Below are 23,799 nucleotides of genomic sequence, written 5' to 3'. Positions count from 1 at the left end.
GGTGCACGCATGTTTCCGCGAATCGAGAGTGAACGATGACCGACACCCAGACGGATGCCGCAACCGAGCCAACCGCCGAGGAGATCTCGGAGCAGAAGGCCGTGCGACTCGCCAAGCGCGAGCGGCTGATCGCCGCATCCGACGACCTCGGACTCGGTGCCTACCCCGTTCGCCTGCCGATCACGACGACGATCCCCGACGTTCGCGATCGCTTCGTGGGCCTCGGCGTCGACGAGGCGAGCGGCGAACAGGTCGGCCTCGCGGGGCGCGTCGTGTACTCCCGCAATACCGGCAAGCTCTGCTTCGCCACGCTGCAGTCCGGTGACGGCAGCCGGATCCAGGCCATGGTGTCGCTCGCCGAGGTGGGGGAGGAGTCGCTCGCCGAATGGAAGGAACTCGTCGACCTCGGCGACCACGTATTCATCGCGGGCGAGGTCATCACGAGCCGCCGGGGTGAGCTCTCGGTCATGGTGAAGGAATGGCGCATCGCCGCGAAGGCGATCCTGCCGTTGCCGAACCTGCACAACGAGCTCTCCGAAGAGACGCGGGTGCGCAGCCGCTACCTCGACCTCATCGCGCGCGACCAGGCACGGCGCAACGTCATCGACCGCGCCAAGGTGAACGCGAGCCTCCGCCGAACGTTCGACTCGCTCGGCTTCATCGAGGTCGAGACGCCGATGCTGCAGGTGATGCACGGCGGGGCATCCGCTCGTCCGTTCGTGACCACCTCGAACGCGTTCGACACCGAGCTCTACTTGCGCATCGCACCCGAGCTCTACCTCAAGCGCGCCGTCGTCGGCGGCATCGAGCGGGTCTACGAGATCAACCGCAACTTCCGCAACGAGGGCGCCGACTCGACGCACAGCCCCGAGTTCGCGATGCTCGAGGCCTACGAGGCCTATGGCGACTACAACACGATCGCCGACCTCACCCAGAAGCTGATCCAGGATGCCGCGATGGCCACGAACGGCTCGCATGTCGTGACGTGGGCCGACGGCACCGAGTTCGACCTCGGCGGCGACTGGGCGCGCATCTCGATGTACGGCTCGCTCTCCGGGGAGGTGGGCGAGGAGATCACGCCAGAGACTTCGATCTCCCGGCTCGCCGAGCTCGCCGCTGCAGTGGGCATCGAGATCGACCACCCGCTGCCCGGCAAATACGTCGAGGAGCTCTGGGAGCACCACGTGAAGACCGGACTTGAGCGACCGACGTTCGTCATGGACTTCCCGCTCGACACGAGCCCCCTCGTGCGCCAGCACCGCGCACTGCCCGGCGTCGTCGAGAAGTGGGACCTCTACATCCGAGGCTTCGAGCTCGCGACCGGATACTCCGAGCTCGTCGATCCCGTCGTGCAGCGCGAGCGCTTCGTCGAGCAGGCGAAACTCGCCGCCGGCGGCGACCTCGAGGCGATGCGCCTCGACGAGGAGTTCCTGCGTGCACTCGAGTTCGGCATGCCCCCGACGGGCGGCATGGGCATGGGCATCGATCGTCTGCTCATGGCACTGACCGGTCTCGGCATCCGCGAGACGATCCTGTTCCCCCTGGTGAAGTGATGAACGACTTCCTGCCGAAGAACGAGCTCCAGCCCGAGGGCGACCCGAAGCGACCGTCGAACACGCGCCTCGCGATCTGGATCATCGTCGGCGCGATCGGCTTGTATCTGCTGGGCTCCGGCATCTGGGGCATCGTCACCGGAGGCTGATCCCCTGTTGGGGCACACCCTGCGGGGACTCGGGCGGAGAGCCCGGGGCCCGCTTTCGCGCTCTGCGCATGCACCGATGCGCGGAATCCGAGGAAACCCCCGTATTCTGGAAATCCTATGGACGAGTTCTGGGCGAATGCGATCTGGTCGCTGGCACCGACGGTGCTCATCGGCCTCATCTTCTGGTTCGTGATGCGCGCCATCTTCCGTGCCGATCGCAACGAGCGCAAGGCCTACGCCCGCATCGAGGCCGAGGAGCGCGCAAAGCTCGGGCGCGAGCGGCCGGCAGCCTAGCCGGGCATGGAGCTCACCGCGGGGCAGGCGGCACTGATCGTCGGCGGGGTGCTCCTCGCGATCGATCTCATCGTGCGCATCGTCGCGATCATCGTCGTTCCGCGCAACCGCCGCCCGACCGCGGGCATGGCATGGCTCCTCGCCATCTTCTTCATCCCCTATCTCGGGGTCATCTTCTTCCTCATCATCGGCAACCCGAAGCTGCCAAGGCATCGTCGCCAGCGACAGGCCGAGGTCGATCGGTACATCCGCGAGAGCACTCACGGTGTCGAGCGGGTGAGCGACAGCACCTCATGGCCGGCATGGTTCGAGGGCGTCGTGCGGCTGAACCGCAACCTCGGATCGATGCCGCTCATCGGCTCCAACAGCGCGAGCCTCATCGGCGAGTACCAGGGCTCGCTCGATGCGATGACGGAAGCCATACGCAGGGCGAGGCACTACGTGCACGCGGAGTTCTACATCCTCGCCTACGACCGCACCACCGCGCCGTTCTTCGACGCGCTCGGTGAGGCGGCGGCGCGTGGCGTCGAGGTGCGGGTCCTCCTCGACCACATCGCCTCGTACCGGGTGAAGGGGTACCGCGCGACGGTGAAGCGGCTCACGCACATGGGCGTGGAGTGGCGGCTCATGCTGCCGGTGCAGCCGCTGAAGGGCAAGTACCAGCGACCCGACCTCCGCAACCATCGCAAGCTCCTCGTCGTCGACGGCGACATCGGCTTCATGGGGTCGCAGAACATCATCGACCGCAGCTACAACAAGCGCGTCAACATCCGTCGCGGGCTGAAATGGAAGGAACTCGTGATCCGGGTCGAGGGCCCGATCGTGTCGGGACTCGACACGATCTTCGCAACCGACTGGTATCTCGAGACCGAGGAGGCGCCGAGGCGCGACCTCGCCGAGTCCCTCCACCAGCGCGGCGAGGCGCAGGACCTCGACTGCCAGGTCGTGCCGAGCGGTCCCGGCTACCGCAACGAGAACAACCTGAAGCTCTTCCTCTCCCTGCTCTATGCGGCCCAGGAGAGGATCATCATCACGAGCCCCTACTTCGTGCCCGACGAGGCGATGCTCCTCGCCATCAGCGGGGCGACGCAGCGCGGCATCCACGTCGAGCTCTTCGTCTCGGAGATCGGCGACCAGGCGCTCGTCTATCACGCCCAGCGCTCGTACTACGAGGCGCTCCTGCGAGCCGGCGTGAAGATCTACATGTACAAGGCGCCCTACATCCTGCACGCGAAGCACTTCTCCATCGACGACGACGTCGCGGTGATCGGCTCGAGCAACATGGACATCCGCTCGTTCGAGCTCAACATGGAGATCACGCTTCTCGTGCGCGGCGCGTCATTCGTGCGAGAGATGCGCGCTGTCGAAGACGGATACCGGCGCGACAGCCATGAGCTCACCCTCGACGACTGGCTGCGACAGCCGCTGCGCTCGACCGTGCTCGACAATCTCGCGCGGCTCACCTCGGCCTTGCAGTAGCCCCCGACTCCTTCGCCCTCGAGCCGGCTCAACCATGGCCCAGGGAAACGGTTACCCTATAGGTCATGCCTGGTGCACCCCTCTCGGTTCCGTCTGTCCTGTCGCTCTCCAGCCCGTTGCCGGGAACCGGCCAGGTCGCGCCGGCCGCCTGGCTGCCGCGTCCCACCGATGTCGACCTGGGAGGGAGCTGGCGGTTCGCACTGTGGCCGAGCGCCGCCGAAGCGCCTGCCGATCCGGCGGAGTTCCGGGAGTCCGAGGCAGGCGACATCCAGGTTCCCGGGCACTGGGTGCTGCAGGGGCATGGCGCGCCCGCGTACACGAACGTGCAGTATCCGTTCCCGGTCGATCCGCCGCATCCGCCCGACGCCAATCCCACCGCGATCTATCAACGCACCGTCTGGGTCGACGAGCTCCCCGAGCAGGCACGGCTGCGGTTCGACGGGATCGACGGCGCCGCGACCGTCTGGTGGAACGACACCCTGCTCGGCAGCACGAGGGGGAGCAGGCTCCCGGCCGTGTTCGCCCTCGACGACAGCCTTCGACTCGGTGAGAACGTGCTCACCGTGCGGGTCTCCCAGTGGTCTGCCGCGAGCTACCTCGAAGACCAGGACATGTGGTGGATGCCCGGAATCTTCCGGGCCGTCACGCTGCAGTCCCTCCCGGCGCAGGCGATCGACGACGTCTTCGTGCACGCCGACTACGACCACGGGTCCGGTGCCGGAGTGCTGCGCGTCGAGGTGCGAAGCGACGCCGATGCGGTGATCGACGTGCCCTCGCTCGGCATCACCGAGCATCCCGCCGGTGTCGAGCTCTCGCTCGCCGGTATCCGTCCCTGGTCGCCGGATGACCCGGTGCTGCACGAGCTCCGCGTGCGCACCGACCGCGACGAGGTCGTGCTCAAGGTCGGCTTCCGCCGGGTGAGCATCGACGGCGGCTCGCTCCGTGTCAACGGAACGCCGGTGCGGCTCAGCGGAGTGAACCGGCACGAGCACCATCCCGACCTGGGCCGCGCCGTGCCCATCGCCACGGCGCGGGCCGAACTCGAGCTCATGAAGCGGCACAACATCAATGCCGTGCGCACCTCGCACTACCCGCCTGACCCGCGCTTCCTCGAGCTCACCGACGAGCTCGGGCTCTTCGTCATCGACGAGGGCGATCTCGAGACCCACGGTTTCGAGCTGAACGGCTGGCGACGCAACCCGTCCGACGACCCGATGTGGTTGCCTGCGTTCCTCGACCGCGTCGAGCGACTGGTCGAGCGCGACAAGAACCATCCGAGTGTCATCATCTGGTCGCTCGGCAACGAAGCGGGAACCGGCCGGAACCTGGCCGCGATGACCGAGTGGATCCATGGGCGCGATCCGTCACGACCGGTGCACTACGAGGGCGACCGCGACGGTGCCTACACCGACATCGGCTCGGCGATGTACCTCTCGCCGGCGGATCTCGACGCGGTCGGTGCCGGATCCCTGCCGCCCGGTGCCAAGCCGGGATCGCCCGCCGGTGCTCCCGGGCGCCCGTTCATGCTGTGCGAGTTCGCGCACGCGATGGGCACCGGTCCGGGCGGGCTGAGCGAGTACCAGGCCGCCATCGACGGGCACCCGCGCATCGCAGGAGCGTTCGTCTGGGAGTGGATCGAGCACGGCCTGCGGCAGCGCCTCGCCGACGGATCGGTGCGCCTCGCGTACGGAGGTGACTTCGGGGAGCTCGTGCACGACGGCAACTTCGTGATCGACGGACTCGTCTCGCCCGACCGCGAGCCTCGACCCGGTCTTGCCGACGTCGCCGCGGTGTTCTCGCCGGTCGGGCTGGCGCTCGACGGGCATGAGCTGACGGTCACGAACCGCTACCACGGCCGAACGACCGAGGGGCTCGAGGCGACGCTCGCCGTCGTGGACCTCGACGCCGACGGCGTCGCCGGTGACGAGCCGCCTGCTGCTCAGCAGATCCTGATTCCCGTGCTCGCCCCGGGCGAGTCGGCGACGGTACCGCTTCCCGCGGAGCTCTCGCTCGACAGCGGCGTCCCGCGGCTGCTCACGGTCTCGGTCGCGCAGGCGCACGCGACCGCCTGGGCTCCCGCCGGGCACGAGATCGCGTGGGTGCAAGCCGAGCTGCCCGACTCAGTCGCGACGTCGCAGCCCGGCTCGGCCTCCTCGGCTGCATCGCCTGCGGCGTCGTCGGTCGCATCCGCGGAGGCACTCTCGGGTCCGGCGACGTTCGGCGTCGGACGGTTCGACGCGAGCGGCAGGCTCACCCAGGTCGGCGACATCCCGATTCACGACTTCGGCTTGCGATTCTGGCGAGCGCCGACCGACAACGACTTCGGGACGCCGTGGGATGACGACGACCGACGCAGCGACGCGCAGCGCTGGTCGGATGCCGGCCTCGATCGCCTCCAGGCGCGGACGACCGAGTACTCGGTGGCCGGCGACGAGCTCGTCGTCAGCAATCGGTACGGCGTGATCTCATCCGACCGCGGCATCGACTCGACGCTGCGCTGGAGCCGAACCGAGGCCGGCGTGCTCGCACTCGCTGTCGAGGTGGCCCCGTTCGGTCAGTGGAACGTTCCGTGGCCGCGGATCGGGCTGGGCTTCCGGCTGCCGGGAGACTTCGGCGACGTGCGGTGGTTCGGACTCGGACCCGGTGCCGCCTACCCCGACACCGGCCAGGGGGCCAGGCTCGGCTGGCACTCGATGCCGGTCGACGGCCTGCAGGTGCCGAACATCCGTCCCCAGGAGAACGGCTCGCGCGGCGGGCTTCGGCGACTTGCGCTCATTGCGTCGCAGACGGCCCTCCAGATCGACGGGCACGGGCACGCCTTCAGCGCACGTCCGTGGTCGGATGCTGCGCTCGACGCCGCCGATCACCTGGAAGACCTGCGCCCCGACGAGAGCACTCATGTGCACCTCGACTTCGCTCGGCACGGCATCGGCACCGCAGCGTGCGGGCCCGGTGTGCTCCCGCAGTATCGGCTGGAACCCGCGCGGTACTCGTATGCCGTGACCTTCCGAGCGGTGCCGGCGCTGTAGCGAGGCGCCCGGTGCACCGACGTCGGGCGCGCCCCGGAACGTTCGGGCCGCCCTACCGGCGGGGCTTGAGCCGCACCGTCGGCAACTCGGGAGCCGGCAGCGGTGCGCCGTCGTAGCCGGCGACCGTGCCGAACCGGCCGTCGGGGTTGTCGCGCCCGATCACGTCGGCCTGCCACTGCCGCCGGAACTCGACGACCTCGTCGTGGCTGCGGCCGATGAAGTTCCACCACATCACGAGCTCCTCGCCGAACGGCACGCCGCCGAGGAGCACGACGCGCACCGGTGCATCGCCAGCCCGGAGGGTGAGACGGTGCCGGCCCGGCTCGACGAAGGCGAGCTCGGACCATGCGACCTCGGTCGCGGCATCCGCTCCGTCGACCTCGACGGTCACCGGCCCGGCATCGACCAGCACGCCGTGTTCGAACGCGGGGTCGAGCTCGAGCTCGACGGATCCGCCCGCGGGCAGGTCGAGCTGGGCGCCGAGGAGCGGCGAGAACACGGTGACGTGCGACTCGCTGCCGGCGAGGGAGCCGACGAAGACCCGCAGGGTCGCGTCGCCGACGGTTACGGGGGTGATCTCGGAGTGCTCGAAGAAGGGACCGACGTGCCGCGAGGAATCGGGCAGCGCGACCCAGAGCTGCACGCCGTGCAGCGTGGTCGTCTCGGGGAGCGACACCTCGGAGTGCGAGATGCCGCGGCCCGCGGTCATGAGGTTCACGGCACCCGGGCGCACAATGGCATGGCTGCCCGCGCTGTCGCGATGCTCGATCTCGCCCTCGAAGAGCCAGCTCACGGTCTGCAGCCCGGTGTGCGGATGCGGCGGCACGACCATGCCACCCGTGGCGTCGACCGCGTCGGGGCCGTAGTGATCGGCGAAGCACCAGGCGCCGATCGTCGTGCGGCCGCGCTGGGGGAGCGTGCGGCGCACGCTCATCGCACGAGGGCCGCCGAGCGGCACATCGCGCGGCGCGAGCACCTTCACGATGGGGCCGGCTGGCGCCTCAGGCGGGGCGAGGAGCTCCACCGGATCGCGTTCCAAGTTGCTCATGTCGGCAGCCTAGTCTCGGCTGAGCGAGGTGAGGCCGAACCCGATCGACCCAACCGATAGCATGACGGAATGGCTCCCTCCGTTGGTTTCCGCCGTGCCGGCTTCGCGGCCGTGGCCCTGGCGTCCGTCTTCCTGCTCGCGGCGTGCGCTGCGAGCGGCAGTCCTGCGGAGCACTACGCCGGCCTGCCCGTCTCGGAGCACCAGGAAGAGGGCGGCCACGAGGAGCCCGAGAACGAGGAGGGCGAGCCCGTCGCCGCATGGGTCGGCCAGGGCGCGCAGCTCGCGGTGACCATCTGGGGCAGCTCGTCGTGCCCGCAGGTGGGCCGCAACATCACCGTCGTCGAGCCGGCCGGCGAGGGCAATACCGTCGCCATCGACCTCGTCGAGCGACCCGAAGACGAGGTCTGCACCATGGATCTCGCGCCGTACACGACCGTGTTCTGGACGCCGGTCGACGTCACGACGACCGAGCCGCTCAGGGTCGAGGTCGGGGACTCGGCCGTGACCGTTCCGGTCAAGTAGCCCGGCCCGCGCCAAGGCCGAATCCGTTACCGGTCCCCGCGTCAATCCCCGGTGCCAGCGCTGCGCCGAGGGCGAACACTCGCATATCCCTGACCAGCGCTGGTTACGCTCGTTGTATCGACGCCCCGTCCCAGCCGGCGCCGTAAGGAGTTGAGGATGTTCGAGAGATTCACCGACCGTGCCCGTCGTGTCGTCGTGTTGGCCCAAGAAGAGGCCAAGATGCTGAACCACAACTACATCGGCACCGAGCACATCCTGCTCGGCCTCATCCACGAGGGTGAGGGCGTGGCCGCCAAAGCGCTCGAGTCGCTCGGCATCTCGCTCGATGCCGTGCGCGAGCAGGTGCAAGACATCATCGGGCAGGGTCAGCAGCAGCCGACCGGGCACATCCCGTTCACGCCGCGCGCCAAGAAGGTGCTCGAGCTCTCGCTCCGCGAAGCGCTCCAGCTCGGCCACAACTACATCGGCACCGAGCACATCCTGCTCGGTCTCATCCGCGAGGGCGAGGGCGTCGCAGCCCAGGTGCTCGTGAAGCTCGGCGCCGACCTCAATCGCGTGCGCCAGCAGGTCATCCAGTTGCTCTCCGGCTACCAAGGCAAGGAGCAGGTCCAGGTGGGCGCCAACGAGCAGGTCACCCCGCAGGGTGGCTCGCAGATCCTCGACCAGTTCGGCCGCAACCTCACGCAGGCTGCACGCGAGTCGAAGCTCGACCCCGTGATCGGCCGCGAGAAGGAGATTGAGCGGGTCATGCAGATCCTCTCGCGCCGCTCCAAGAACAACCCCGTGCTGATCGGCGAACCCGGCGTCGGCAAGACCGCCGTCGTCGAGGGTCTCGCGCAGGCGATCGTGAAGAACGAGGTCCCCGAGACGCTGAAAGACAAGCAGCTCTACTCGCTCGACCTCGGTTCGCTCATCGCCGGCAGCCGCTACCGCGGTGACTTCGAGGAGCGCCTGAAGAAGGTCACGAAAGAGATCCGCACGCGCGGCGACATCATCGTCTTCATCGACGAGATCCACACTCTCGTGGGCGCTGGGGCCGCCGAGGGCGCCATCGACGCGGCATCCATCCTGAAGCCGCTCCTCGCCCGTGGTGAGCTGCAGACGATCGGTGCGACCACGCTCGACGAGTACCGCAAGCACTTCGAGAAGGATGCCGCGCTCGAGCGCCGCTTCCAGCCGATCCAGGTCGCCGAGCCGAGCCTGCCCCACACGATCAACATCCTCAAGGGGCTGCGCGACCGCTACGAGGCGCACCACAAGGTCTCGATCACCGACGGCGCGCTCGTCGCGGCGGCGAACCTCGCCGACCGCTACGTCTCAGACCGGTTCCTGCCCGACAAGGCGATCGACCTGATCGACGAGGCCGGCGCACGCCTCCGCCTCTCGATCCTCTCGAGCCCGCCCGAGCTGCGCGAGTTCGACGAGAAGATCGCCGTCGTGCGCGCCGCGAAGGAGACCGCGATCGAGGAGCAGGACTTCGAGAAGGCCGCGTCGCTCCGCGACGAGGAGAAGCAGCTGCTCGGTGAGCGACTGCGCCTCGAGAAGCAGTGGAAGTCGGGCGACGTCAAAACGACCGCGGTCGTCGACGAGGGCCTGATCGCCGAGGTGCTCGCACAGGCCACCGGTATCCCCGTCTTCAAGCTCACCGAAGAGGAGTCCTCGCGACTCGTCTTCATGGAGAAGGCCCTGCACGAGCGCGTCATCGGACAGGAGGAGGCCATCTCGGCCCTCGCCAAGACGATCCGCCGCACGCGCGCCGGCCTGAAAGACCCGAAGCGCCCCTCGGGCTCGTTCATCTTCGCCGGCCCCACGGGCGTCGGCAAGACCGAGCTCGCCAAGGCGCTCGCGGAGTTCCTCTTCGACGACGAGGCGGCGATGATCTCGCTCGACATGTCGGAGTACGGCGAGAAGCACACCGTCTCCCGTCTCTTCGGCGCCCCTCCCGGGTTCGTCGGCTTCGAAGAGGGTGGCCAGCTCACCGAGAAGGTCCGCCGCAAGCCGTTCAGCGTCGTGCTGTTCGACGAGATCGAGAAGGCGCACCCCGACATCTTCAACTCGCTCCTCCAGATCCTGGAAGAGGGCCGGTTGACCGACGGTCAGGGCCGCGTGGTCGACTTCAAGAACACGGTCATCATCATGACGACGAACCTCGGCACGAAGGACATCTCGAGCGGGCCCGTGGGCTTCCAGCTCGAGGGCGACCCCCGCACCGGATACGACCTCATGAGCGGCAAGGTGAAGGAGGAGCTGAAGAAGCACTTCAAGCCCGAGTTCCTGAACCGCGTCGATGAGGTCATCGTGTTCCCGCAGCTCTCGAAGCCCGAACTGCTGCAGATCGTCGACCTGTTCATCAAGCGGCTGAGCGAGCGCATGCTCGACCGCGACATGACCGTCGAGCTGTCGCAGTCGGCCAAGGAGCGGCTCATCGAGGTCGGGTTCGATCCGGCCCTCGGCGCCCGGCCGTTGCGCCGAGCGGTGCAGCACGAGGTCGAAGACCGCCTCTCCGAGAGGATCCTGCACGGCGAGCTCAACTCGGGCGACCACGTGTACGTCGACTTCAAAGACGGCGAGTTCATCTTCACCACGACGCAGCGCGCGCTGCCCGTCGGCCTCGGCGTGAACACGAGCGCCGCGATCGGCACCGGTCCGGTCAGCCCCGACCTGGCGGCCGCGTCGGGCGACTAGGCGAAGAGCGACATGCGAAGGGCGGATGCTGCGGCATCCGCCCTTCGTCGTTCCCATACGATGATCGGATGACCGACTTCACGGTGCGCCGCGCGCGCACGAGCGACGTGCCGAAGATCGTGGCCCTCGTGGAGCCGCTCGTGCAGCGACGCATCCTGCTCGGCAAGGAACGGGTCGACCTCTACGGCTCGGTGCAGGAGTTCCGCGTCGCCGAGGCATCCGACGGCCGCCTCATCGGCGCGGGCGCGTTGCACGTCATGTGGGAGGACCTCGGCGAGGTGCGCACACTCGCGGTCGACGACTCGTGGCTCGGGCACGGGGTCGGCCACGCGCTCCTCGACGCGCTCGAAGCCGATGCCCGCGAGCTCGGCCTCACCCGACTGTTCTGCCTGACGTTCGAGGTGGGTTTCTTCAACCGCCACGGCTTCGAGGACATGGGCGCCGAGACCGTCGACCCCGAGGTCTACGGCGAGCTCGTGCGCTCGCACGACGAGGGCGTGGCCGAGTTCCTCGACCTGGCGCGCGTCAAGCAGAACACCCTCGGCAACACGCGGATGCTGAAGCTTCTCTGAGCGCTCGCCCGGCACGCCGAGCGGATGCCGCCGCCTGCCCCATCGCGGTCGTACCCTGTGTGCATGTCGACGAACCCAACACCTGCCGGGCGTCAATCGCCGCAGGTGTACCGTCGACGCCGGCTCCTGGTCCTGCTCGGCCTCATCGCCGTGATCGTCGCGGTCGTGCTCATCATCGTGCGGCCCGGTGCGAGCCAGGGCGGCGAGGGTACTGGGCCCGGAACGGATGCCTCGACGCCACCGACGACCGCGCCGGCCGACGCGTCGACCATCCCGACCGAGCCCACCGCGGCAGATGGCGACCCGTGCGCGGAGAAGAACGTGCTTGTCGAGGCCACGACCGACAAGCTCGAGTACCAGGCCGGCGAGCAACCGCAGCTCTCGGTCACCATCACGAATACCGGGTCGAACGTGTGCATGCTGAACGTCGGCACCAAGGTACAGGTGTTCACGATCAAGAGCGGCGAGGAGGTCTACTGGACCTCCACCGATTGCCAGGTCGACCCGATCGACGCTGAGGTCTCGCTCCAGCCGGGCACCCCCATCAGCTCGAGCGTGCCGATCATCTGGGACCGCACGCGGTCGAGCACCGAAACGTGCGATGGCCCACGTGAATCGGTTCCGGCTGGCGGCGCGTCGTATCACCTCGGGGTCTCGGTCGCCGGCTTCGCGGCCGACGAGACGAAACAGTTCCTGCTGTACTAGCGTCCGCTGATCGCGGACAGCGGCGGGCGAGCGGCATCCGCTCGATAGCCTTGAGGTATGGCAGGCAAGGCACGTAAGAAGGCTGCGGCGGAGCCGTTGGAGTTCCGATCGCAGGCGCTCGCCGAGGCGCTCGAGCGTCAGGACATCGCGGCGGTGGCGCTCGCGTTGCGCCACGGCAACACCGTCGTACCGCTCGTGAAGCCCGGGCCGCGCGACAAGCCGCTCGACGGCGGCGAGGTGTGGATGTACCGTGACCCGAGCACGGGCGACGTGGCGCTGCTGCTCTTCAGCGACGCGGTGAACAAGCCCGAGAACCTGCCGCCCGGCGTGGGGCTGCAGAGTCCCGCGTGGCTGAAGTCGTTCCTGAAGCGCTACGAGTCGACGATCACGACGGTGTTCCTCGACATCGCCGGGCCGCATCCGATGCAGGCGCCGCCGTCGGAGCTCTTGCGCGCGCTCGAAGCCTGACTCAGAACGCGACGTCGAGCTCGCGCTCGCGGGCGCTCGTCGAGGCCATCATCGCCTGCTCGACCGCACTGCGAACGCTGCCAGCCTCGACGTCGAGGATCGTCGTGTAGCCGAGCCGGCGCGCCTCGGCGCCACGCTGGCGGGCCGAGGTGACGGGGCGCACTTCGCCCGCGAGGCTGATCTCGCCGAACGCGGCGAGCTCATGCGGCACGGCGCGATCGCGCATGGCCGAGGCGATCGCGACGGCGATGGCGAGGTCGGCCCCGGGCTCGATGAGGCGCACGCCGCCCACCGTGGAGACGTAGACGTCGTGCTCGCCGAGCTGCTTGAACCCCGCGCGTCGCTCGAGCACCGCGATGATCATGGCGACGCGCGATGTGTCGACGCCGTTGACGACCCGGCGCGGTTGCGGCGCCTTGGTGGCGACGACGAGCGCCTGCACCTCGACGGGCAGGGCGCGCCGGCCCTCGAGGGCGACGGTGACGCACGTGCCGCTCACGGCGCTGCGGCCGCTCGAGAGGAACAAGCCGGACGGGTCGGGCACCTCGGCGATGCCCTCGCCGGTCATCTCGAAGCATCCGACCTCATCGGTGGGGCCGAAGCGGTTCTTGAGCGCGCGAACGAAGCGCAGCGCCGTCTGGCGGTCGCCCTCGAACTGGCAGACGACGTCGACGAGGTGCTCGAGCAGGCGGGGGCCCGCGATCGAGCCGTCTTTCGTGACGTGGCCGACGAGCAGCACTGGGAGCTGCCGGTCTTTCGCGACGCGGATCAGCGCGGACGCGACCTCGCGCACCTGGCTCGGCTGCCCAGGCAGGCCGTCGGAGAGCGAGCTCGACACGGTCTGCACCGAGTCGACGATGAGAAGCGCGGGGGAGACCGCGTCGACCTGGCCGAGAATGGTGGCGAGATCGGTCTCGGCGGCGAGGTAGAGCTCGTCGTGCAGGGCGCCCGTGCGGCCGGCGCGAAGGCGCACCTGGGCCACGGACTCTTCGGCGCTCACGTAGAGCACCCGGCGGCCGGTGGCCGCGACTCGGGCCGCGACCTCGAGCAGGAGCGTCGACTTGCCCACGCCCGGCTCGCCGGAGAGCAGGATCGCGGCGCCGGCGACGATGCCGCCACCGAGCACCCGGTCGAACTCGCCGATGCCCGTGGGGCGGTGTGCCGCGTCTTCTTCGGTGTTCACCTCGCCGATGGGCCGCGCGGTGCGAGCGGCGCTCAACTGCACCGCTTGCACGGCGCGAACGATGCCGGTCTGTTCGGCGACGTCGACGACGCTGCCCCACTGCTGGCACTCGGCACAGCGACCCGCCCATTTGATGGTGCTCCACCCGCACTCCGTGCAACGGAAGGTGGAGGTGGGACGGGCCATGGCGCGAGCCTAGCGCGCGCCTCCGACACCGGCCGGCTCGCGCGCCGGTTCGCGCGCCGGCCACGCGTCAGCCGCCCCGATCCGACGAGCGACCGACGCCAGGAGCGCGGGGCGGAACGCCTCGGCCCAGACCTCGTAGCCGTGGTCGTTCGGGTGGAACATGTCCTGCGCGAACTGCGTGAGGATGCCGACGATCCCCTGCCGCCTCGTGGTCTCGTGCAGCGGCGCGAGCGTGAGCCCGTACCCGCGAGCGAGGTCGCGCAGCATCCGATTCGCCACCGCCACCTTGCGCTCGTTGTGCCGCAGGTGGAAGCAGGGCACGTCGGCGACGATCGCGTGCGACGGCAGGGCCGCGAAGATCGTGCGGAGGTTGCGGCCGAATGCCTCCGAGTCCCATCCGGCGATGTCATTGGCGCCGATCGCGACGGTGACGATGTCGGGCTCGACTTCGAGCGCCTGGAAGCGGGGAAGTTGGTCTTCTACGGCGAGGGCCGTCGTCGCACCTGAGACGCTGAGGTTGATGACGCGAAGGCTGCGGCCGGTGGCCGTGCGGATGTCACCGGCGAGCACGCCGACGTAACTGCGATCGGGGCTCGTGGCACCGATGCCCTGCGCGGCGCTGTCGCCGAGCGCGACGTAGAGCAGCTCGCCCTCGGCCTTGGCTTGGTCGCGCCACCACTTCGAGTGCACGGGCAGCAGGTCGCTGAGGACCGCCGCGTTCTCGCGCACTCGCGTGCGGAACGTGCCCCAACCGAGGCCGCCGAGCACGTTGATGGCGGCGAGCCAAAGGCCGTTGCGCAGCCTCGACGACATCGCGCGGGTGCGCGGTCGATCGGGGCGAGGAGCGCTGGTCATGCGCACAATGTATGCCGGCCCGCTCCGAACCGGCTGCATGCCGACTGAACGTGCGCTGCATTCGCCGCGGGCGGTCGAGGGGCGGTCGACGGATGCCGCGGCGCCGGCCTCGTGGCATCCGCTCGTTTTGGCCCATGCGCCCCGGTCGTCTAAGATCGTCCTCGGTACCGTGTCCGAGCGGCCGAAGGTGCAACTCTCGAAAAGTTGTGTGGGTGAAAGCCCACCGTGGGTTCAAATCCCACCGGTACCGCCACGTGAAACCCTCTGACTTCCCAGTAAATAGGCGGAAGTCAGGGGGTTTTCTCTTGCCCTCCGACCGTTCGTGGCAACGCCTTGGCAACACTCGAGGCTGAGCGAGCCTTGTTCAACGCCTTCGCAACGGCGTCGAGATCGTCATCGAACAGGTCGCCGTAGACGTCCAGTGTCATCGCCGCCGAAGCGTGACCGAGCATCCGCTGCACCGCCTTGACGTTGGCGCCGGCCGATATGGCGAGTGAGGCGGCCGTGTGTCGGAGATCGTGCGGTGTCACGCGGGGGAAGTCCTCGTCGACCGCCTGCACTCGCTTCACGGCCGCGGTGAACCAGCCGTCGCGAGAGTGGGGGAGTCGCATGTGAGTGGCGCCGTCGCCGAAGAGGATGCTGTCGCGACCCTTTCCCTCGCAGAGCTGGGCGAGGGATGTCGACAGGAACGCCGGGTAGGGAACCGATCGCGCGGTGTGGCTCTTCGGAGTACCGACGTGGATGGTGCCGCCTACCATTACCGCGTTCTCCTCGACGCTCACACGCCGCCTGAGCGCGTTCAGATGCTTCACCCGCAGTCCCGTCGCTTCACCCCACCGAAGACCCGTGTACGCGAGGAAGAGCACCAGCGCGGGGTAGGCGGACGCGTCCGCGAGCTGCTGCACCTGGGCATGCGTGAGATACACCTTCGACTTGCCGGTCTTCCTCGGCAACGTGAGCCCCCGGGCAGTATTCGATGCCAACCGCCGGTCCTTCACAGCGGTGTCGAGGATGCCGGCGAGGATGCCGTACGCGCGAAGGACACTGGTCGCGCTCATGGAGCGGCTGAGCTCCGACACCCAAGTCTGAGCTTCGCTGTGCCGGACACTGCCGATCGCGCGGTGGCCCCACTTGGGCTTCACGTGGAGGCGCCACGACGACTCGAGCGGGCGGTACGCAGATGGCTTCAGGACGTGCTCTTGCCCCAGGAGCCATTCCTTGCCGAGTGTCGCAATGGTCGCTCGAGCGGATGCCGCGTCGATGAACTCCCCTCGCGACTTGGATACCTCTACTTCGGCGAGTCGGATCTCGGCGTCGCGTTTCGTCCTGAACCCTCGCTCGGACGTCTGCGAGTGGTCGGGTGTGCGGAAGATGATCCGGTATCGCTTGCCGGCCTTCGTCTCGTATGAGTGGATGCTTCCCATCAGTCGAGTAGCCCTTCTGTGCGCGCTCGAGCTATCCATCGGGTCGCAGTTCGCTGAGGAAGCGCGAGGAGATCCACGACTGTCCGATTGGGGTTAAGGCCAACGGTGCGGGCGTAGGCGTAGAGGATGGCAACGAGCCAGAGCGAGTCGGCCGGCCCTGTCGATGCCCGCGTGCGCATTGCGTCGAGATCGACTAGAGCCAAGAACTCCTCAAATCCGGTGAACTTGCCTGCCTCGCCCGTGATGGATTCGAGCTCAACGAGGACTCCTGACGAGGCAACTACGCGGACGAGCGTTGGTACCGAATAGGCGTGTAGGTCAGACGTCGATATCCCGCGGTCCGTGGTGATTCCGAGGTGCTCCACTCGATACCCAAGGGTCTCGCTGTCCCACCGAAGCCTCACGTCGAAATGCGTGTCAGGGAAATGTTCGAGCTCGACTGTTGCCCGCACCGATGTGGGGGCGAGCAAGCTCGGCTTGATCGCCACGTAGGACGAGCCGTCCGCCAGTTGCACGCCGTCAATCGAGGCTCCCAGACGGGCGGCGAGCGGCAGCTCGCGTCGATTATCAGGCATCCCGTCATCATAGATGGCCAATGTATTGATTTCTACGGCCACTTCTGTATATTTGGGATATGGCCATGATGAAGAACGGCATGGCCACTGATGATCGAGAGGAAGAACGACGGATGACGGTTCAGCACCCCGCGGTGAGCTCGGCCGCGCGAACTCGATACCTCACAGTCGACGAAGTGTGTGAGCTTGTCCCTGGGATGACGAAGACGAACCTCGCGCAGCTTCGGTTCAACGGCAAGGGGCCCCGATATCGGAAGCCCACGCCAAAGACGGTGCTCTACCTTGAGTCCGAGGTAATCGAGTGGGTCGAGGCGAGCGCTCGACAGGGTACGGCCGAGGTGAGTGCGTAGTGTCCGCTCCGATCGCGCGGCCGCACGACCCGGAAACGTCATGGGATGCCGCGGACGCGCAGTCTGCCACGCGGCGCCAGCTCGTGCAGGCCGCGATCGTGACGCTCATCAAGAGCCACGGCCCGATCTCAGACGAGAGGCTCGTCGACCTCTACGAGGCTCACCGCTTCATGCATCCGAGTGTGCCCGCGGCCACGCCGCAGAGCATCCGCACACGACGCAACGAGCTCGTCGTCGAAGGGAACGTTCGCGCCGCATCCCAGCGGGGACGCACGCGCACAGGGTCGACCTGTCAACTGTGGACCCTCGCGTGACCCGCAAGAAGAAAGCCCCCGCCGGCCAGGGCGAGGGCGAGATCCAGAATCCAGAGAGGAACCAGAACATGACCATGATCGCACAGGCTCCGACGCAGGAGCGAGAAGTCTCGGAGGAGTGCCCCGCATGGGGCTGGCGGGTGCGCCGCGTCTTTACCGAGTTCGGTGCCCCGATCGATACGCCCATCCCCGACATGGAGGTGTTCCTCCAGAAGTCGACGGCGACGTCTTTCGCGGCGGTCTGGACCGAAGAGAGCGGGGGATGGTCGCACGAGTTCACCGTCGGCACCATGTTCCAGATCGACCGGCTGCTGCGCGGCATCGCCATTTCGCTCACCGAGGCGGTGGCGAGCTCATGAGTGACGAGAGGATCGACTGCCCGGTGCCATGGTGCTCCGGCCACCCGAGGGACCACAAGCCCGACAACAGCATGAACTTCCACATCAGCCACAACCTCGAGGGGTCGCCGCTGCCTCTCAATGCGTTCTACATCCGCGAGGACGACGGGCCCACGCGACTCGGTGTGGACGTCGAGTCAGGTTGGGCGCGGGAGCTGACGGTCGTCGGTGTCCGCGAGCTCGCGGATCAGGCGGAGGCCGCCGCCGTGTGGCTGCGAGAGCTGGCAGACCAGGTCGCCGCCCTCAATGGCGGAGCGACGCCGTGAGTGCCCCTAGCGTGTCGACCGGTGTCTCAGGCGATGGCGCCACGGTGGTCATCCTCGAGCCGGCGGAGGGCGACGCGTGGCGCGTCACCCCGGCGGAGGCGCGGCGCACCGCCGTTCGTCTGATCGAGGCTGCCCACCGGATAGAGAATCCCGTCGAGGGCGACGAGTGGCCGTGACGACGGCTGCGGGCAGGCGAGACAGGGCTGTGGCTCTGTCTCGCCGCTCACGTGCGCGGCAGGAGCCCGAGGTCGCGGCAGCGCTCCAGCCACCGGTACAGGGTGGCGCGGGAGATCTTGAGGAACTCCTGCCGGTTCTCGAGGTCGCGGAGCGTCGCGGCCATCGGCGAGCGCGGGCTTCGCACGATGTTCGCCTGGTACGTGCGCGCGAACACACGGAGGCGCTCCTCGTCACCGCGAAAAGCTCGACTGGGCTCGGTCAGCGTCGCTGCGCCCTCGACGTAGGTCTGGTGCATGAGTGCCCACTCGATCTGGGCTCGGAAGTCGTCGTACGGCGGGACCTCGGTGGGGCTGAACCCCTTGTGAAGCTCGCGCACGATCTCGCCGAGGCGGATGCTTCGGAGCACGTCTGCGGTGATCTCCGCGTTCGGCCAGGTCGCGCCCACGACGAGACCGGTGACGACCGGGCGGCCGTTCGCTGCACGCGACACCCGGATGTAGATCGGTGCAGGCAGTCCGCCGCCGCTGACGTGCGTCCACGATTCTTCCTCGAAGGCCTCGGCCGGTGGCCGGCTGTCGGGAGCGAACTCGTAGGGCTGCACAGACCGACTGTAACCACTGCGCTACCGATGGTGCAACAGTCGCGCGGGAGTGTCTCATGCCCGCGCCGACACGAGACAGCCCACGCCATCCCGAGAGCGACACCGAAGCGCAACCTAGACGTGCGAGCCCAACGAATGCGGAGGTTGAAATGACACTGATCGAGGAAGTGCGCATCGCGCGAGACCTCCCCAAGCCGGAGGTCGCTCGACTGATTCGAGAGAGCGCAGGAGTGTCGCAGATCAGGCTGGCGAACGAGCTCGGCGTTGCGCGCAACACGATCTCGCGCTGGGAGACGGGCGATCGTCGACCGCGCGGCGAGTTGCGCCTCCGCTACGCGCAGCTTCTCAGCGAGCTTCGGGCGGTGGCGTAGTCCGATGCCATGGTTCAAGGTCGATGATGGGCTCTCCACAAAGGTGGAGACCACGCGCATCCCGCGCGCGCATCGGCCGGCAGCCATCGGCCTGTGGGCGCTGGCGGGCTCGTGGAGCGCGCGAGAGCTCACCGACGGGCATATTCCGGCCCACATGATCGAGGAGCTCGCTGGCACGCCTGGGGACGCGCAGCGCCTCGTTGACGCTGGTTACTGGGCAATCGTCGATGCCGGGTTCCAGTTCGTAACCTGGGGTCCCGATCAGCCGTTGCGCGAGCCGACGCTCGAGCGGCGCCGGAAGAATACCGAGAAGGTCGCGAACTGGCGTTCGCGTAACCGCGGTACCGACGAGGTCACCAACCATGATGGTGACCAATTGCCAACCCTGCCCCCGACCCGACCCGACCCGACCACTACTTCTGACGAAGTAGTAGATGTGCATCACGATGCACGAGCGGGCAAGAAGCAGGGGTATTCATCGGAGTTCGAGGAGTTTTGGTCCCTGTACCCCCGCCGCCAGGCGAAGAAGCCGGCCGCGGAAGCATTCGCGAGAGCGCGGAAGAAGCACAGCCTTGAGACGATCATGTCCGGGCTGCGCTCGTACGCCCTCATGAACGCCGGGGGCGACAAGACCAGGATCAAGCTGGCTGCCGGCTGGCTGAACGACGAGCGCTTCACGGACGAAGAGCAGCTCGCCAACGAGGCCTCAGCCAGCAAGCCGCAGCGCGCAACGGTCACACCGATCCCGCCGCGGGAGCTCGCTGAGTGCAGCGCACACCCGGGCTATCCGCCGAGCGGCTGTCCGCGCTGCGCCGAGGACCGGATGGGAGGCGCCGCATGAGCGAGCAACCGGACGAGGATGCGCTCGTCGCGCTGTTCGCGGCCGACCTAGACGATCTCGTCATCGTCAGCGACCAGGCAGCGTTCCACGCGGACGTTGAGGAGCTGTTCCGCCGGATCGCCCTGTCGCCGGATGACCGTGAGGCGGTCCGCGCGGTGCTGGAGACCTCGGCGAAGACGTCGCGTCAGTACACGGTCGTGCTCATGCGCCAAGTCTCGAGGATGCTGGGCGAGTTCATCGTGTTCGACGTCGAGACGTGGCAGATGTCGTCATTCCGAAGCCGGCTGAGTGGTGTGGCTCTTGCGGTGCGCACGCTGCTACCTCCGAGCTCGCAGCGTGTCGAGCAGGATCGTGACTTCCCCGCCGAGCCGCGTCGCGGCCAGGGCGAGGGCATTGAGGCGGGCGATGGGCCCGTCTCCAATCCGGCTGAGCAGGGCAGCCCTGACGATGGTCCTCGGGCCATAGACGGGCGGTGACGCATGTTTGATGCAGGCGCGCTGATCTTCACCATCAAGGCCGCGGGAGCGCAGGTCTTCCAGCAAGACCTCCGCCAAGCTGACCAAGCGATCGAGAAGACCGGCCGGTCGGCGGCTGCAGCGGCGAAGCCCGTCGAACAGCTCGGCACCGCCACGGACGCGACAGGCAAGAAGTCCCGCGCGGCGAAGCAGCCCCTCGACGAGCAGGCCCGGGCGACCGAGCGTGCCGGCGAGGAAGCTCGCAAGGCGAAGGCCAAGCAGGAGGCGCAAGCGGCCGCGTCGGAGAAGCAGGCGCACTCCGCCCGGCAACTCTCCGTCGCGCTCCTTGCAGCCGGTGTCGCCGTCGCCGCCCTCGTGGGCCTGTCTGTAGCGAAGTTCGCCACGTTCGATCAGGCGATGTCGAACACGGCCGCCGCGACCATGGCCACCGCGGCCGAGCAGGAACAACTCGGCGAGGCGGCCCTCGATGCTGGCGCCGACACCGCGTACTCCGCGACGCAGGCGGCTGCGGCTGAGGAAGAGCTCGCGAAAGCCGGCCTGAGCGTCGCGAACATCGTCGGCAGCAGCCTGAACGCCTCCCTCGCGCTCGCGGCGGCCGGTCAGCTCGAGGTAGCTCGGTCGGCGACGATCATGGCGACGACGCTGAAGCAGTTCAAGCTGCCCGCGTCGGATGCCTCGCATGTCGCGGATCTCCTCGCGGCGGGTGCTGGCAAGGCGCAGGGCTCCGTCGACGACCTCGCACAGGCGCTGCAGTACGTCGGCCCCGTTGCGGCCGGCATGGGCCTCTCGGTCGAGGAAGTCACTGGCACCCTCGCGCTGTTCGCTGAGAACGGGCAGCTCGGTGAGCGCGCCGGCACGGGCCTGCGCGGTGTGATCCAGTCGCTCGTCTCGCCTTCATCGATCGCGGCGAAGACGCTGAAGGATTACAACGTCGAGATCTTCGACGGCCAGGGCAAGATGAAGTCCCTCGCGCAGGTCGCTGAGGCGCTCCGCACCGGCTTCGCTCACCTCACCGAGGAAGAGCGGTCTGCCGCGCTCGGCCGGATCTTCGGCAACGAGCAGATCACCGCCGCGCGCGTCCTCTACGAGGGTGGCGCGCAGGCTGTAACCAAGTGGACCGACGCCGTCGATGAATCCGGCTTCGCCGCGGATCAGGCTGCACGCCGGCAGGACAACCTCGCGGGCGACATCGAGAAGCTCGGCGGCGCGTTCGACACGGCCCTGATCAAGACGGGCTCGGGCGCGAACGAGGTCCTCCGTGACCAGGTGCAGCTCGTCACCGGGCTGATCGACGGTTATGGCGAGCTCGACCCGGCCGTACAGAGCACCGTCCTCACAGCCGGAGTAGCCATCGGAGCGTTCCTCCTGCTGTCCGGTGGCACGCTCGGCGCGATCGGCAAGATCGGCGAACTCAAGCAGAACCTCAGGAGCCTCAACCTCACGATGGGCAAGACCGCCATCATTGCCGGCAGCGTCGGTATTGCCCTCTCCCTCGTGGGAGCCGCCTTCGCCGTGTGGGCCGCTCGTCAGGCCGACGCCTCGGCTGCGGCCTCCGAATTCCAAGCCTCACTCGACCAGACCACTGGCGCGGTCACGAAGCTGACGCGCGAGTTGGTGGCCCAGAAGCTGGCCGAGAAGGGTGCGTTCGAAGCAGCGAAGGAAGCCGGAATCTCGCAGAAAGAGCTCACCGACGCCGTGATCAACGGCGGTGAAGAGCTGGAGCGAGTCTCCGCGAAGATCGCCGGCAACAACAACCTGGTGAACTTCTTCACCGGCGTCGGCGTGCGCGCAGGTGATGCAGGTCGCGCGATCGACGATCTCGCAGCGGCGTTGCCGCGAGCGAAGGAGGGCTTTCAGGATCAGAAGGCTGCCGTCGACGACTCAGCCGACGCGACGGAGTCGGCTGCTGGTGCGACGGATGTCCTCACCGAATCGATGCAGGCAGCCGAGCAAGCCCAGGAGAGCCTCCTTGGCGAGTTCGCTGTCGCTGATGGAGCGTTCGTAGATTTCAAGAGCGGCATCGACGCCGTCGTGGCGAAGAACCAGGAATGGGCGGAGAAGACCGCCGAGGCAACCAGCTCGTCTTCGGACTCGTGGGAGTCCTACTACGACGGGATCTCCGTCAGCGTCGGCGAGTACCTCGCTGAACTGCAGACGCAGGTGGATGCCCAGAACGCGTGGGAGACGAACATGGTGCTCCTGTCGGGGCGCGTCTCTTCCGGAGTGCTCGAGGAGCTGGCGAAGCTGGGCCCCGAGGGGGCGCCGCTTGTCGCCGATCTCGTGAACGCCTCCGACGACGAGCTCGCGCAACTAGAGGGCATCTACGGGCAACGGTCGCAAGAGGCCACGGATGCGTTCGCCGGCACTCTCGACACGGCCGGGCCGATCATCGCCGCCGCCGGCGCTCAGCTCGGGAAGGACGCCGCGACCGAAATCGCGACGAAACTCGCCGACGGCACCGCAACCGTCGAAGAGATCATGCGCGACTACAAGCTGAAGGTCGAGGGATACGTCCCCACGATCGACGTGGACACGAGCACCGCTTACGGCAAGATCATGACGCTGCAGGCGCAGATCCGCGCCGCGACCGGCGACTACACGATCCGCGTCGCAACGGGCGCGGGCGGCCAGGGCGGTCTCACCATGGCTGACGGTGGCATCGTCGAGCACTACGCCAGCGGTGGCATGCGCGAGCACCACGTGGCCCAGATCGCTCGGGCGGGCGCGTGGCGGGTGTGGGCGGAGCCTGAGACCGGCGGTGAGGCATACATTCCACTCTCGCCCGCGAAGCGCTCCCAGTCGGTCCCTGTGCTCGCCGATACGGCGGCGCGACTGGGCTTTGACTTGGTCCCCGCCGGCGCTGGCCGAAGCGCGAGCGGCCCGCCTCAAATCACAGCTTCAGCGGGTTCGACGGCCGCCGCCCCGGCGTCGGTGGTGCAGAACAACCACTTCCCCCCGGGCCTCGACGAGTCCGCGTACGCGAATCTCGCGCAAGACCGCCTGAACAAGATGATCCGAAAGGGCGGCTGACATGCTGCACGACAACCTGAACGACTCGGCGCTCAAAGAGGTTCTCAGCCGCATCCGGAAGCTGGAGAACGGCGCCCCAGTCGGCTTCACCGCGATCACCCGCGGCCAGCTCCGCGTCGCCTCGAACGAGGGCCTGCTCGTGCAGGGCTCCGCGAAGGTCGAGGGGTGGCTAATCGTCACCGGCACCGCGTCGGTGATCGGCTTGCTGACGGGCTCCGGTGAACTGATCTGGACCGGGCCGGCATCGT

At 68.0% G+C, this 23,799-nt stretch carries 25 protein-coding genes and 1 tRNA gene; 20 read left to right on the top strand and 6 right to left on the bottom strand.

Going from position 1 to position 23,799, the window contains the following annotated elements:
- Nucleotides 1-35: 35 nt before the first annotated feature.
- From lysS to QFZ29_RS13615, 5 genes are all read left to right on the top strand, one after another.
- On the top strand, nt 36-1,553 hold the full coding sequence (gene lysS, locus QFZ29_RS13635; protein ID WP_306894594.1) for a lysine--tRNA ligase: 1,518 nt from the start codon (nt 36-38) through the stop codon (nt 1,551-1,553).
- The gene (locus QFZ29_RS13630; RefSeq protein WP_306894593.1) at nt 1,553-1,702 is read left to right on the top strand and encodes a hypothetical protein; all 150 of its coding nucleotides are present in this window, start codon (nt 1,553-1,555) and stop codon (nt 1,700-1,702) included. Before lysS ends, QFZ29_RS13630 begins: the two co-directional genes overlap by 1 nt.
- A 117-nt stretch (nt 1,703-1,819) precedes the next feature.
- On the top strand, nt 1,820-1,996 hold the full coding sequence (locus tag QFZ29_RS13625) for a hypothetical protein (protein ID WP_164990530.1): 177 nt from the start codon (nt 1,820-1,822) through the stop codon (nt 1,994-1,996).
- Nucleotides 1,997-2,002: 6 nt separating this feature from the next.
- Nucleotides 2,003-3,475 carry a cardiolipin synthase gene (cls, locus tag QFZ29_RS13620; protein WP_306894592.1) on the top strand — a complete coding sequence of 491 codons (1,473 nt, stop codon included), beginning with the start codon at nt 2,003-2,005 and terminating at the stop codon, nt 3,473-3,475.
- A gap of 65 nt (nt 3,476-3,540) precedes the next feature.
- The gene (locus tag QFZ29_RS13615) at nt 3,541-6,504 is read left to right on the top strand and encodes a glycoside hydrolase family 2 TIM barrel-domain containing protein (protein WP_306894591.1); all 2,964 of its coding nucleotides are present in this window, start codon (nt 3,541-3,543) and stop codon (nt 6,502-6,504) included.
- A gap of 52 nt (nt 6,505-6,556) precedes the next feature.
- Here the strand turns inward: QFZ29_RS13615 and QFZ29_RS13610 are convergent, their stop codons facing one another.
- Nucleotides 6,557-7,552, bottom strand: coding sequence for a pirin family protein (locus tag QFZ29_RS13610; protein ID WP_306894590.1), 996 nt, complete (start codon nt 7,550-7,552; stop codon nt 6,557-6,559).
- Between the two features lie 69 nt (nt 7,553-7,621).
- On the opposite strand from QFZ29_RS13610, the gene QFZ29_RS13605 reads away from it, so the two are divergent.
- The 5 genes from QFZ29_RS13605 (at nt 7,622) to QFZ29_RS13585 (ending at nt 12,504) form a co-directional block, all read left to right on the top strand.
- The gene (locus QFZ29_RS13605) at nt 7,622-8,074 is read left to right on the top strand and encodes a hypothetical protein (RefSeq protein ID WP_306894589.1); all 453 of its coding nucleotides are present in this window, start codon (nt 7,622-7,624) and stop codon (nt 8,072-8,074) included.
- Between the two features lie 156 nt (nt 8,075-8,230).
- Nucleotides 8,231-10,759, top strand: coding sequence for an ATP-dependent Clp protease ATP-binding subunit (locus QFZ29_RS13600; RefSeq protein WP_306894588.1), 2,529 nt, complete (start codon nt 8,231-8,233; stop codon nt 10,757-10,759).
- A 68-nt stretch (nt 10,760-10,827) separates the two neighbouring features.
- Complete coding sequence (locus QFZ29_RS13595) at nt 10,828-11,331, top strand: amino-acid N-acetyltransferase (protein ID WP_306894587.1); 504 nt, start codon at nt 10,828-10,830, stop codon at nt 11,329-11,331.
- A gap of 63 nt (nt 11,332-11,394) precedes the next feature.
- On the top strand, nt 11,395-12,036 hold the full coding sequence (locus tag QFZ29_RS13590; RefSeq protein WP_306894586.1) for a hypothetical protein: 642 nt from the start codon (nt 11,395-11,397) through the stop codon (nt 12,034-12,036).
- A gap of 57 nt (nt 12,037-12,093) precedes the next feature.
- Complete coding sequence (locus QFZ29_RS13585; RefSeq protein WP_306894585.1) at nt 12,094-12,504, top strand: dehydrogenase; 411 nt, start codon at nt 12,094-12,096, stop codon at nt 12,502-12,504.
- Nucleotide 12,505: 1 nt separating this feature from the next.
- On the opposite strand, the gene radA is transcribed toward QFZ29_RS13585, so the two are convergent.
- Nucleotides 12,506-13,873: a DNA repair protein RadA gene (gene radA / locus QFZ29_RS13580; protein WP_306894584.1), complete on the bottom strand. Its 1,368-nt coding sequence runs from the start codon at nt 13,871-13,873 to the stop codon at nt 12,506-12,508.
- 9 nt (nt 13,874-13,882) lie between these two features.
- The gene (locus QFZ29_RS13575; protein WP_306894583.1) at nt 13,883-14,728 is read right to left on the bottom strand and encodes an SGNH/GDSL hydrolase family protein; all 846 of its coding nucleotides are present in this window, start codon (nt 14,726-14,728) and stop codon (nt 13,883-13,885) included.
- 163 nt (nt 14,729-14,891) lie between these two features.
- Between QFZ29_RS13575 and QFZ29_RS13570 the strand changes: the two genes are divergently transcribed.
- Nucleotides 14,892-14,981, top strand: a tRNA-Ser gene (locus QFZ29_RS13570).
- Nucleotides 14,982-15,018: 37 nt separating this feature from the next.
- Here the strand turns inward: QFZ29_RS13570 and QFZ29_RS13565 are convergent.
- On the bottom strand, nt 15,019-16,152 hold the full coding sequence (locus QFZ29_RS13565; RefSeq protein ID WP_306894582.1) for a tyrosine-type recombinase/integrase: 1,134 nt from the start codon (nt 16,150-16,152) through the stop codon (nt 15,019-15,021).
- On the bottom strand, nt 16,152-16,727 hold the full coding sequence (locus QFZ29_RS13560) for a hypothetical protein (RefSeq protein ID WP_306894581.1): 576 nt from the start codon (nt 16,725-16,727) through the stop codon (nt 16,152-16,154). Before QFZ29_RS13560 ends, QFZ29_RS13565 begins: the two co-directional genes overlap by 1 nt.
- Nucleotides 16,728-16,786: 59 nt before the next feature.
- Between QFZ29_RS13560 and QFZ29_RS13555 the strand changes: the two genes are divergently transcribed.
- The 5 genes from QFZ29_RS13555 (at nt 16,787) to QFZ29_RS13535 (ending at nt 18,231) form a co-directional block, all read left to right on the top strand.
- Nucleotides 16,787-17,077 (top strand): helix-turn-helix transcriptional regulator, encoded by a 291-nt coding sequence (locus QFZ29_RS13555; RefSeq protein ID WP_306894580.1) that lies wholly within the window; start codon nt 16,787-16,789, stop codon nt 17,075-17,077.
- Nucleotides 17,077-17,391, top strand: a complete 315-nt coding sequence (locus QFZ29_RS13550) for a hypothetical protein (RefSeq protein WP_306894579.1) — start codon at nt 17,077-17,079, stop codon at nt 17,389-17,391. The genes QFZ29_RS13555 and QFZ29_RS13550 overlap by 1 nt, the downstream gene beginning before the upstream one ends.
- A gap of 68 nt (nt 17,392-17,459) precedes the next feature.
- A complete protein-coding gene (locus tag QFZ29_RS13545) occupies nt 17,460-17,750 on the top strand; it encodes a hypothetical protein (RefSeq protein WP_306894578.1) in 291 nt (96 codons plus the stop codon).
- Nucleotides 17,747-18,055: a hypothetical protein gene (locus QFZ29_RS13540; protein WP_306894577.1), complete on the top strand. Its 309-nt coding sequence runs from the start codon at nt 17,747-17,749 to the stop codon at nt 18,053-18,055. The genes QFZ29_RS13545 and QFZ29_RS13540 overlap by 4 nt, the downstream gene beginning before the upstream one ends.
- The gene (locus tag QFZ29_RS13535; protein WP_306894576.1) at nt 18,052-18,231 is read left to right on the top strand and encodes a hypothetical protein; all 180 of its coding nucleotides are present in this window, start codon (nt 18,052-18,054) and stop codon (nt 18,229-18,231) included. Before QFZ29_RS13540 ends, QFZ29_RS13535 begins: the two co-directional genes overlap by 4 nt.
- 47 nt (nt 18,232-18,278) lie before the next feature.
- Here QFZ29_RS13535 and QFZ29_RS13530 read toward each other — a convergent pair whose 3' ends face one another.
- A complete protein-coding gene (locus QFZ29_RS13530; protein ID WP_306894575.1) occupies nt 18,279-18,833 on the bottom strand; it encodes a hypothetical protein in 555 nt (184 codons plus the stop codon).
- A gap of 149 nt (nt 18,834-18,982) precedes the next feature.
- Between QFZ29_RS13530 and QFZ29_RS13525 the strand changes: the two genes are divergently transcribed.
- Genes QFZ29_RS13525 through QFZ29_RS13510 form a run of 4 tightly spaced genes read left to right on the top strand, consistent with a single transcriptional unit; the run spans nt 18,983 to nt 23,551 of the window.
- Nucleotides 18,983-19,204 (top strand): helix-turn-helix transcriptional regulator, encoded by a 222-nt coding sequence (locus QFZ29_RS13525; protein WP_306894574.1) that lies wholly within the window; start codon nt 18,983-18,985, stop codon nt 19,202-19,204.
- Between the two features lie 4 nt (nt 19,205-19,208).
- Nucleotides 19,209-20,045 (top strand): hypothetical protein, encoded by an 837-nt coding sequence (locus QFZ29_RS13520; RefSeq protein ID WP_306894573.1) that lies wholly within the window; start codon nt 19,209-19,211, stop codon nt 20,043-20,045.
- Nucleotides 20,042-20,521, top strand: a complete 480-nt coding sequence (locus QFZ29_RS13515; RefSeq protein WP_306894572.1) for a hypothetical protein — start codon at nt 20,042-20,044, stop codon at nt 20,519-20,521. Before QFZ29_RS13520 ends, QFZ29_RS13515 begins: the two co-directional genes overlap by 4 nt.
- Nucleotides 20,522-20,524: 3 nt before the next feature.
- Nucleotides 20,525-23,551, top strand: coding sequence for a phage tail tape measure protein (locus QFZ29_RS13510; protein ID WP_306894571.1), 3,027 nt, complete (start codon nt 20,525-20,527; stop codon nt 23,549-23,551).
- Nucleotides 23,552-23,799: the final 248 nt, after the last annotated feature.

This window comes from Agromyces albus (assembly GCF_030815405.1).
In the GTDB taxonomy this organism is placed as follows: Bacteria; Actinomycetota; Actinomycetes; order Actinomycetales; family Microbacteriaceae; genus Agromyces; species Agromyces albus_A.
Note: the sequence above shows the minus strand (reverse complement) of the source record. Positions and strands in the feature narration are given on the sequence as shown.

Coding starts and splice junctions, on each gene's coding strand:
- QFZ29_RS13560 (WP_306894581.1), bottom strand. CDS start 16,727: ATGCCTGATAATCGACGCGAGCTGCCGCTCGCCGCCCGTCTGGGAGCC.
- QFZ29_RS13555 (WP_306894580.1), top strand. CDS start 16,787: ATGGCCATGATGAAGAACGGCATGGCCACTGATGATCGAGAGGAAGAA.
- QFZ29_RS13625 (WP_164990530.1), top strand. CDS start 1,820: ATGGACGAGTTCTGGGCGAATGCGATCTGGTCGCTGGCACCGACGGTG.
- QFZ29_RS13615 (WP_306894591.1), top strand. CDS start 3,541: ATGCCTGGTGCACCCCTCTCGGTTCCGTCTGTCCTGTCGCTCTCCAGC.
- QFZ29_RS13595 (WP_306894587.1), top strand. CDS start 10,828: ATGACCGACTTCACGGTGCGCCGCGCGCGCACGAGCGACGTGCCGAAG.
- QFZ29_RS13520 (WP_306894573.1), top strand. CDS start 19,209: ATGCCATGGTTCAAGGTCGATGATGGGCTCTCCACAAAGGTGGAGACC.
- QFZ29_RS13630 (WP_306894593.1), top strand. CDS start 1,553: ATGAACGACTTCCTGCCGAAGAACGAGCTCCAGCCCGAGGGCGACCCG.
- QFZ29_RS13600 (WP_306894588.1), top strand. CDS start 8,231: ATGTTCGAGAGATTCACCGACCGTGCCCGTCGTGTCGTCGTGTTGGCC.
- QFZ29_RS13585 (WP_306894585.1), top strand. CDS start 12,094: ATGGCAGGCAAGGCACGTAAGAAGGCTGCGGCGGAGCCGTTGGAGTTC.
- QFZ29_RS13515 (WP_306894572.1), top strand. CDS start 20,042: ATGAGCGAGCAACCGGACGAGGATGCGCTCGTCGCGCTGTTCGCGGCC.
- QFZ29_RS13565 (WP_306894582.1), bottom strand. CDS start 16,152: ATGGGAAGCATCCACTCATACGAGACGAAGGCCGGCAAGCGATACCGG.
- QFZ29_RS13605 (WP_306894589.1), top strand. CDS start 7,622: ATGGCTCCCTCCGTTGGTTTCCGCCGTGCCGGCTTCGCGGCCGTGGCC.
- QFZ29_RS13525 (WP_306894574.1), top strand. CDS start 18,983: ATGACACTGATCGAGGAAGTGCGCATCGCGCGAGACCTCCCCAAGCCG.
- QFZ29_RS13610 (WP_306894590.1), bottom strand. CDS start 7,552: ATGAGCAACTTGGAACGCGATCCGGTGGAGCTCCTCGCCCCGCCTGAG.
- cls (WP_306894592.1), top strand. CDS start 2,003: ATGGAGCTCACCGCGGGGCAGGCGGCACTGATCGTCGGCGGGGTGCTC.
- radA (WP_306894584.1), bottom strand. CDS start 13,873: ATGGCCCGTCCCACCTCCACCTTCCGTTGCACGGAGTGCGGGTGGAGC.
- QFZ29_RS13545 (WP_306894578.1), top strand. CDS start 17,460: ATGACCATGATCGCACAGGCTCCGACGCAGGAGCGAGAAGTCTCGGAG.
- lysS (WP_306894594.1), top strand. CDS start 36: ATGACCGACACCCAGACGGATGCCGCAACCGAGCCAACCGCCGAGGAG.
- QFZ29_RS13590 (WP_306894586.1), top strand. CDS start 11,395: ATGTCGACGAACCCAACACCTGCCGGGCGTCAATCGCCGCAGGTGTAC.
- QFZ29_RS13575 (WP_306894583.1), bottom strand. CDS start 14,728: ATGACCAGCGCTCCTCGCCCCGATCGACCGCGCACCCGCGCGATGTCG.
- QFZ29_RS13510 (WP_306894571.1), top strand. CDS start 20,525: ATGTTTGATGCAGGCGCGCTGATCTTCACCATCAAGGCCGCGGGAGCG.
- QFZ29_RS13540 (WP_306894577.1), top strand. CDS start 17,747: ATGAGTGACGAGAGGATCGACTGCCCGGTGCCATGGTGCTCCGGCCAC.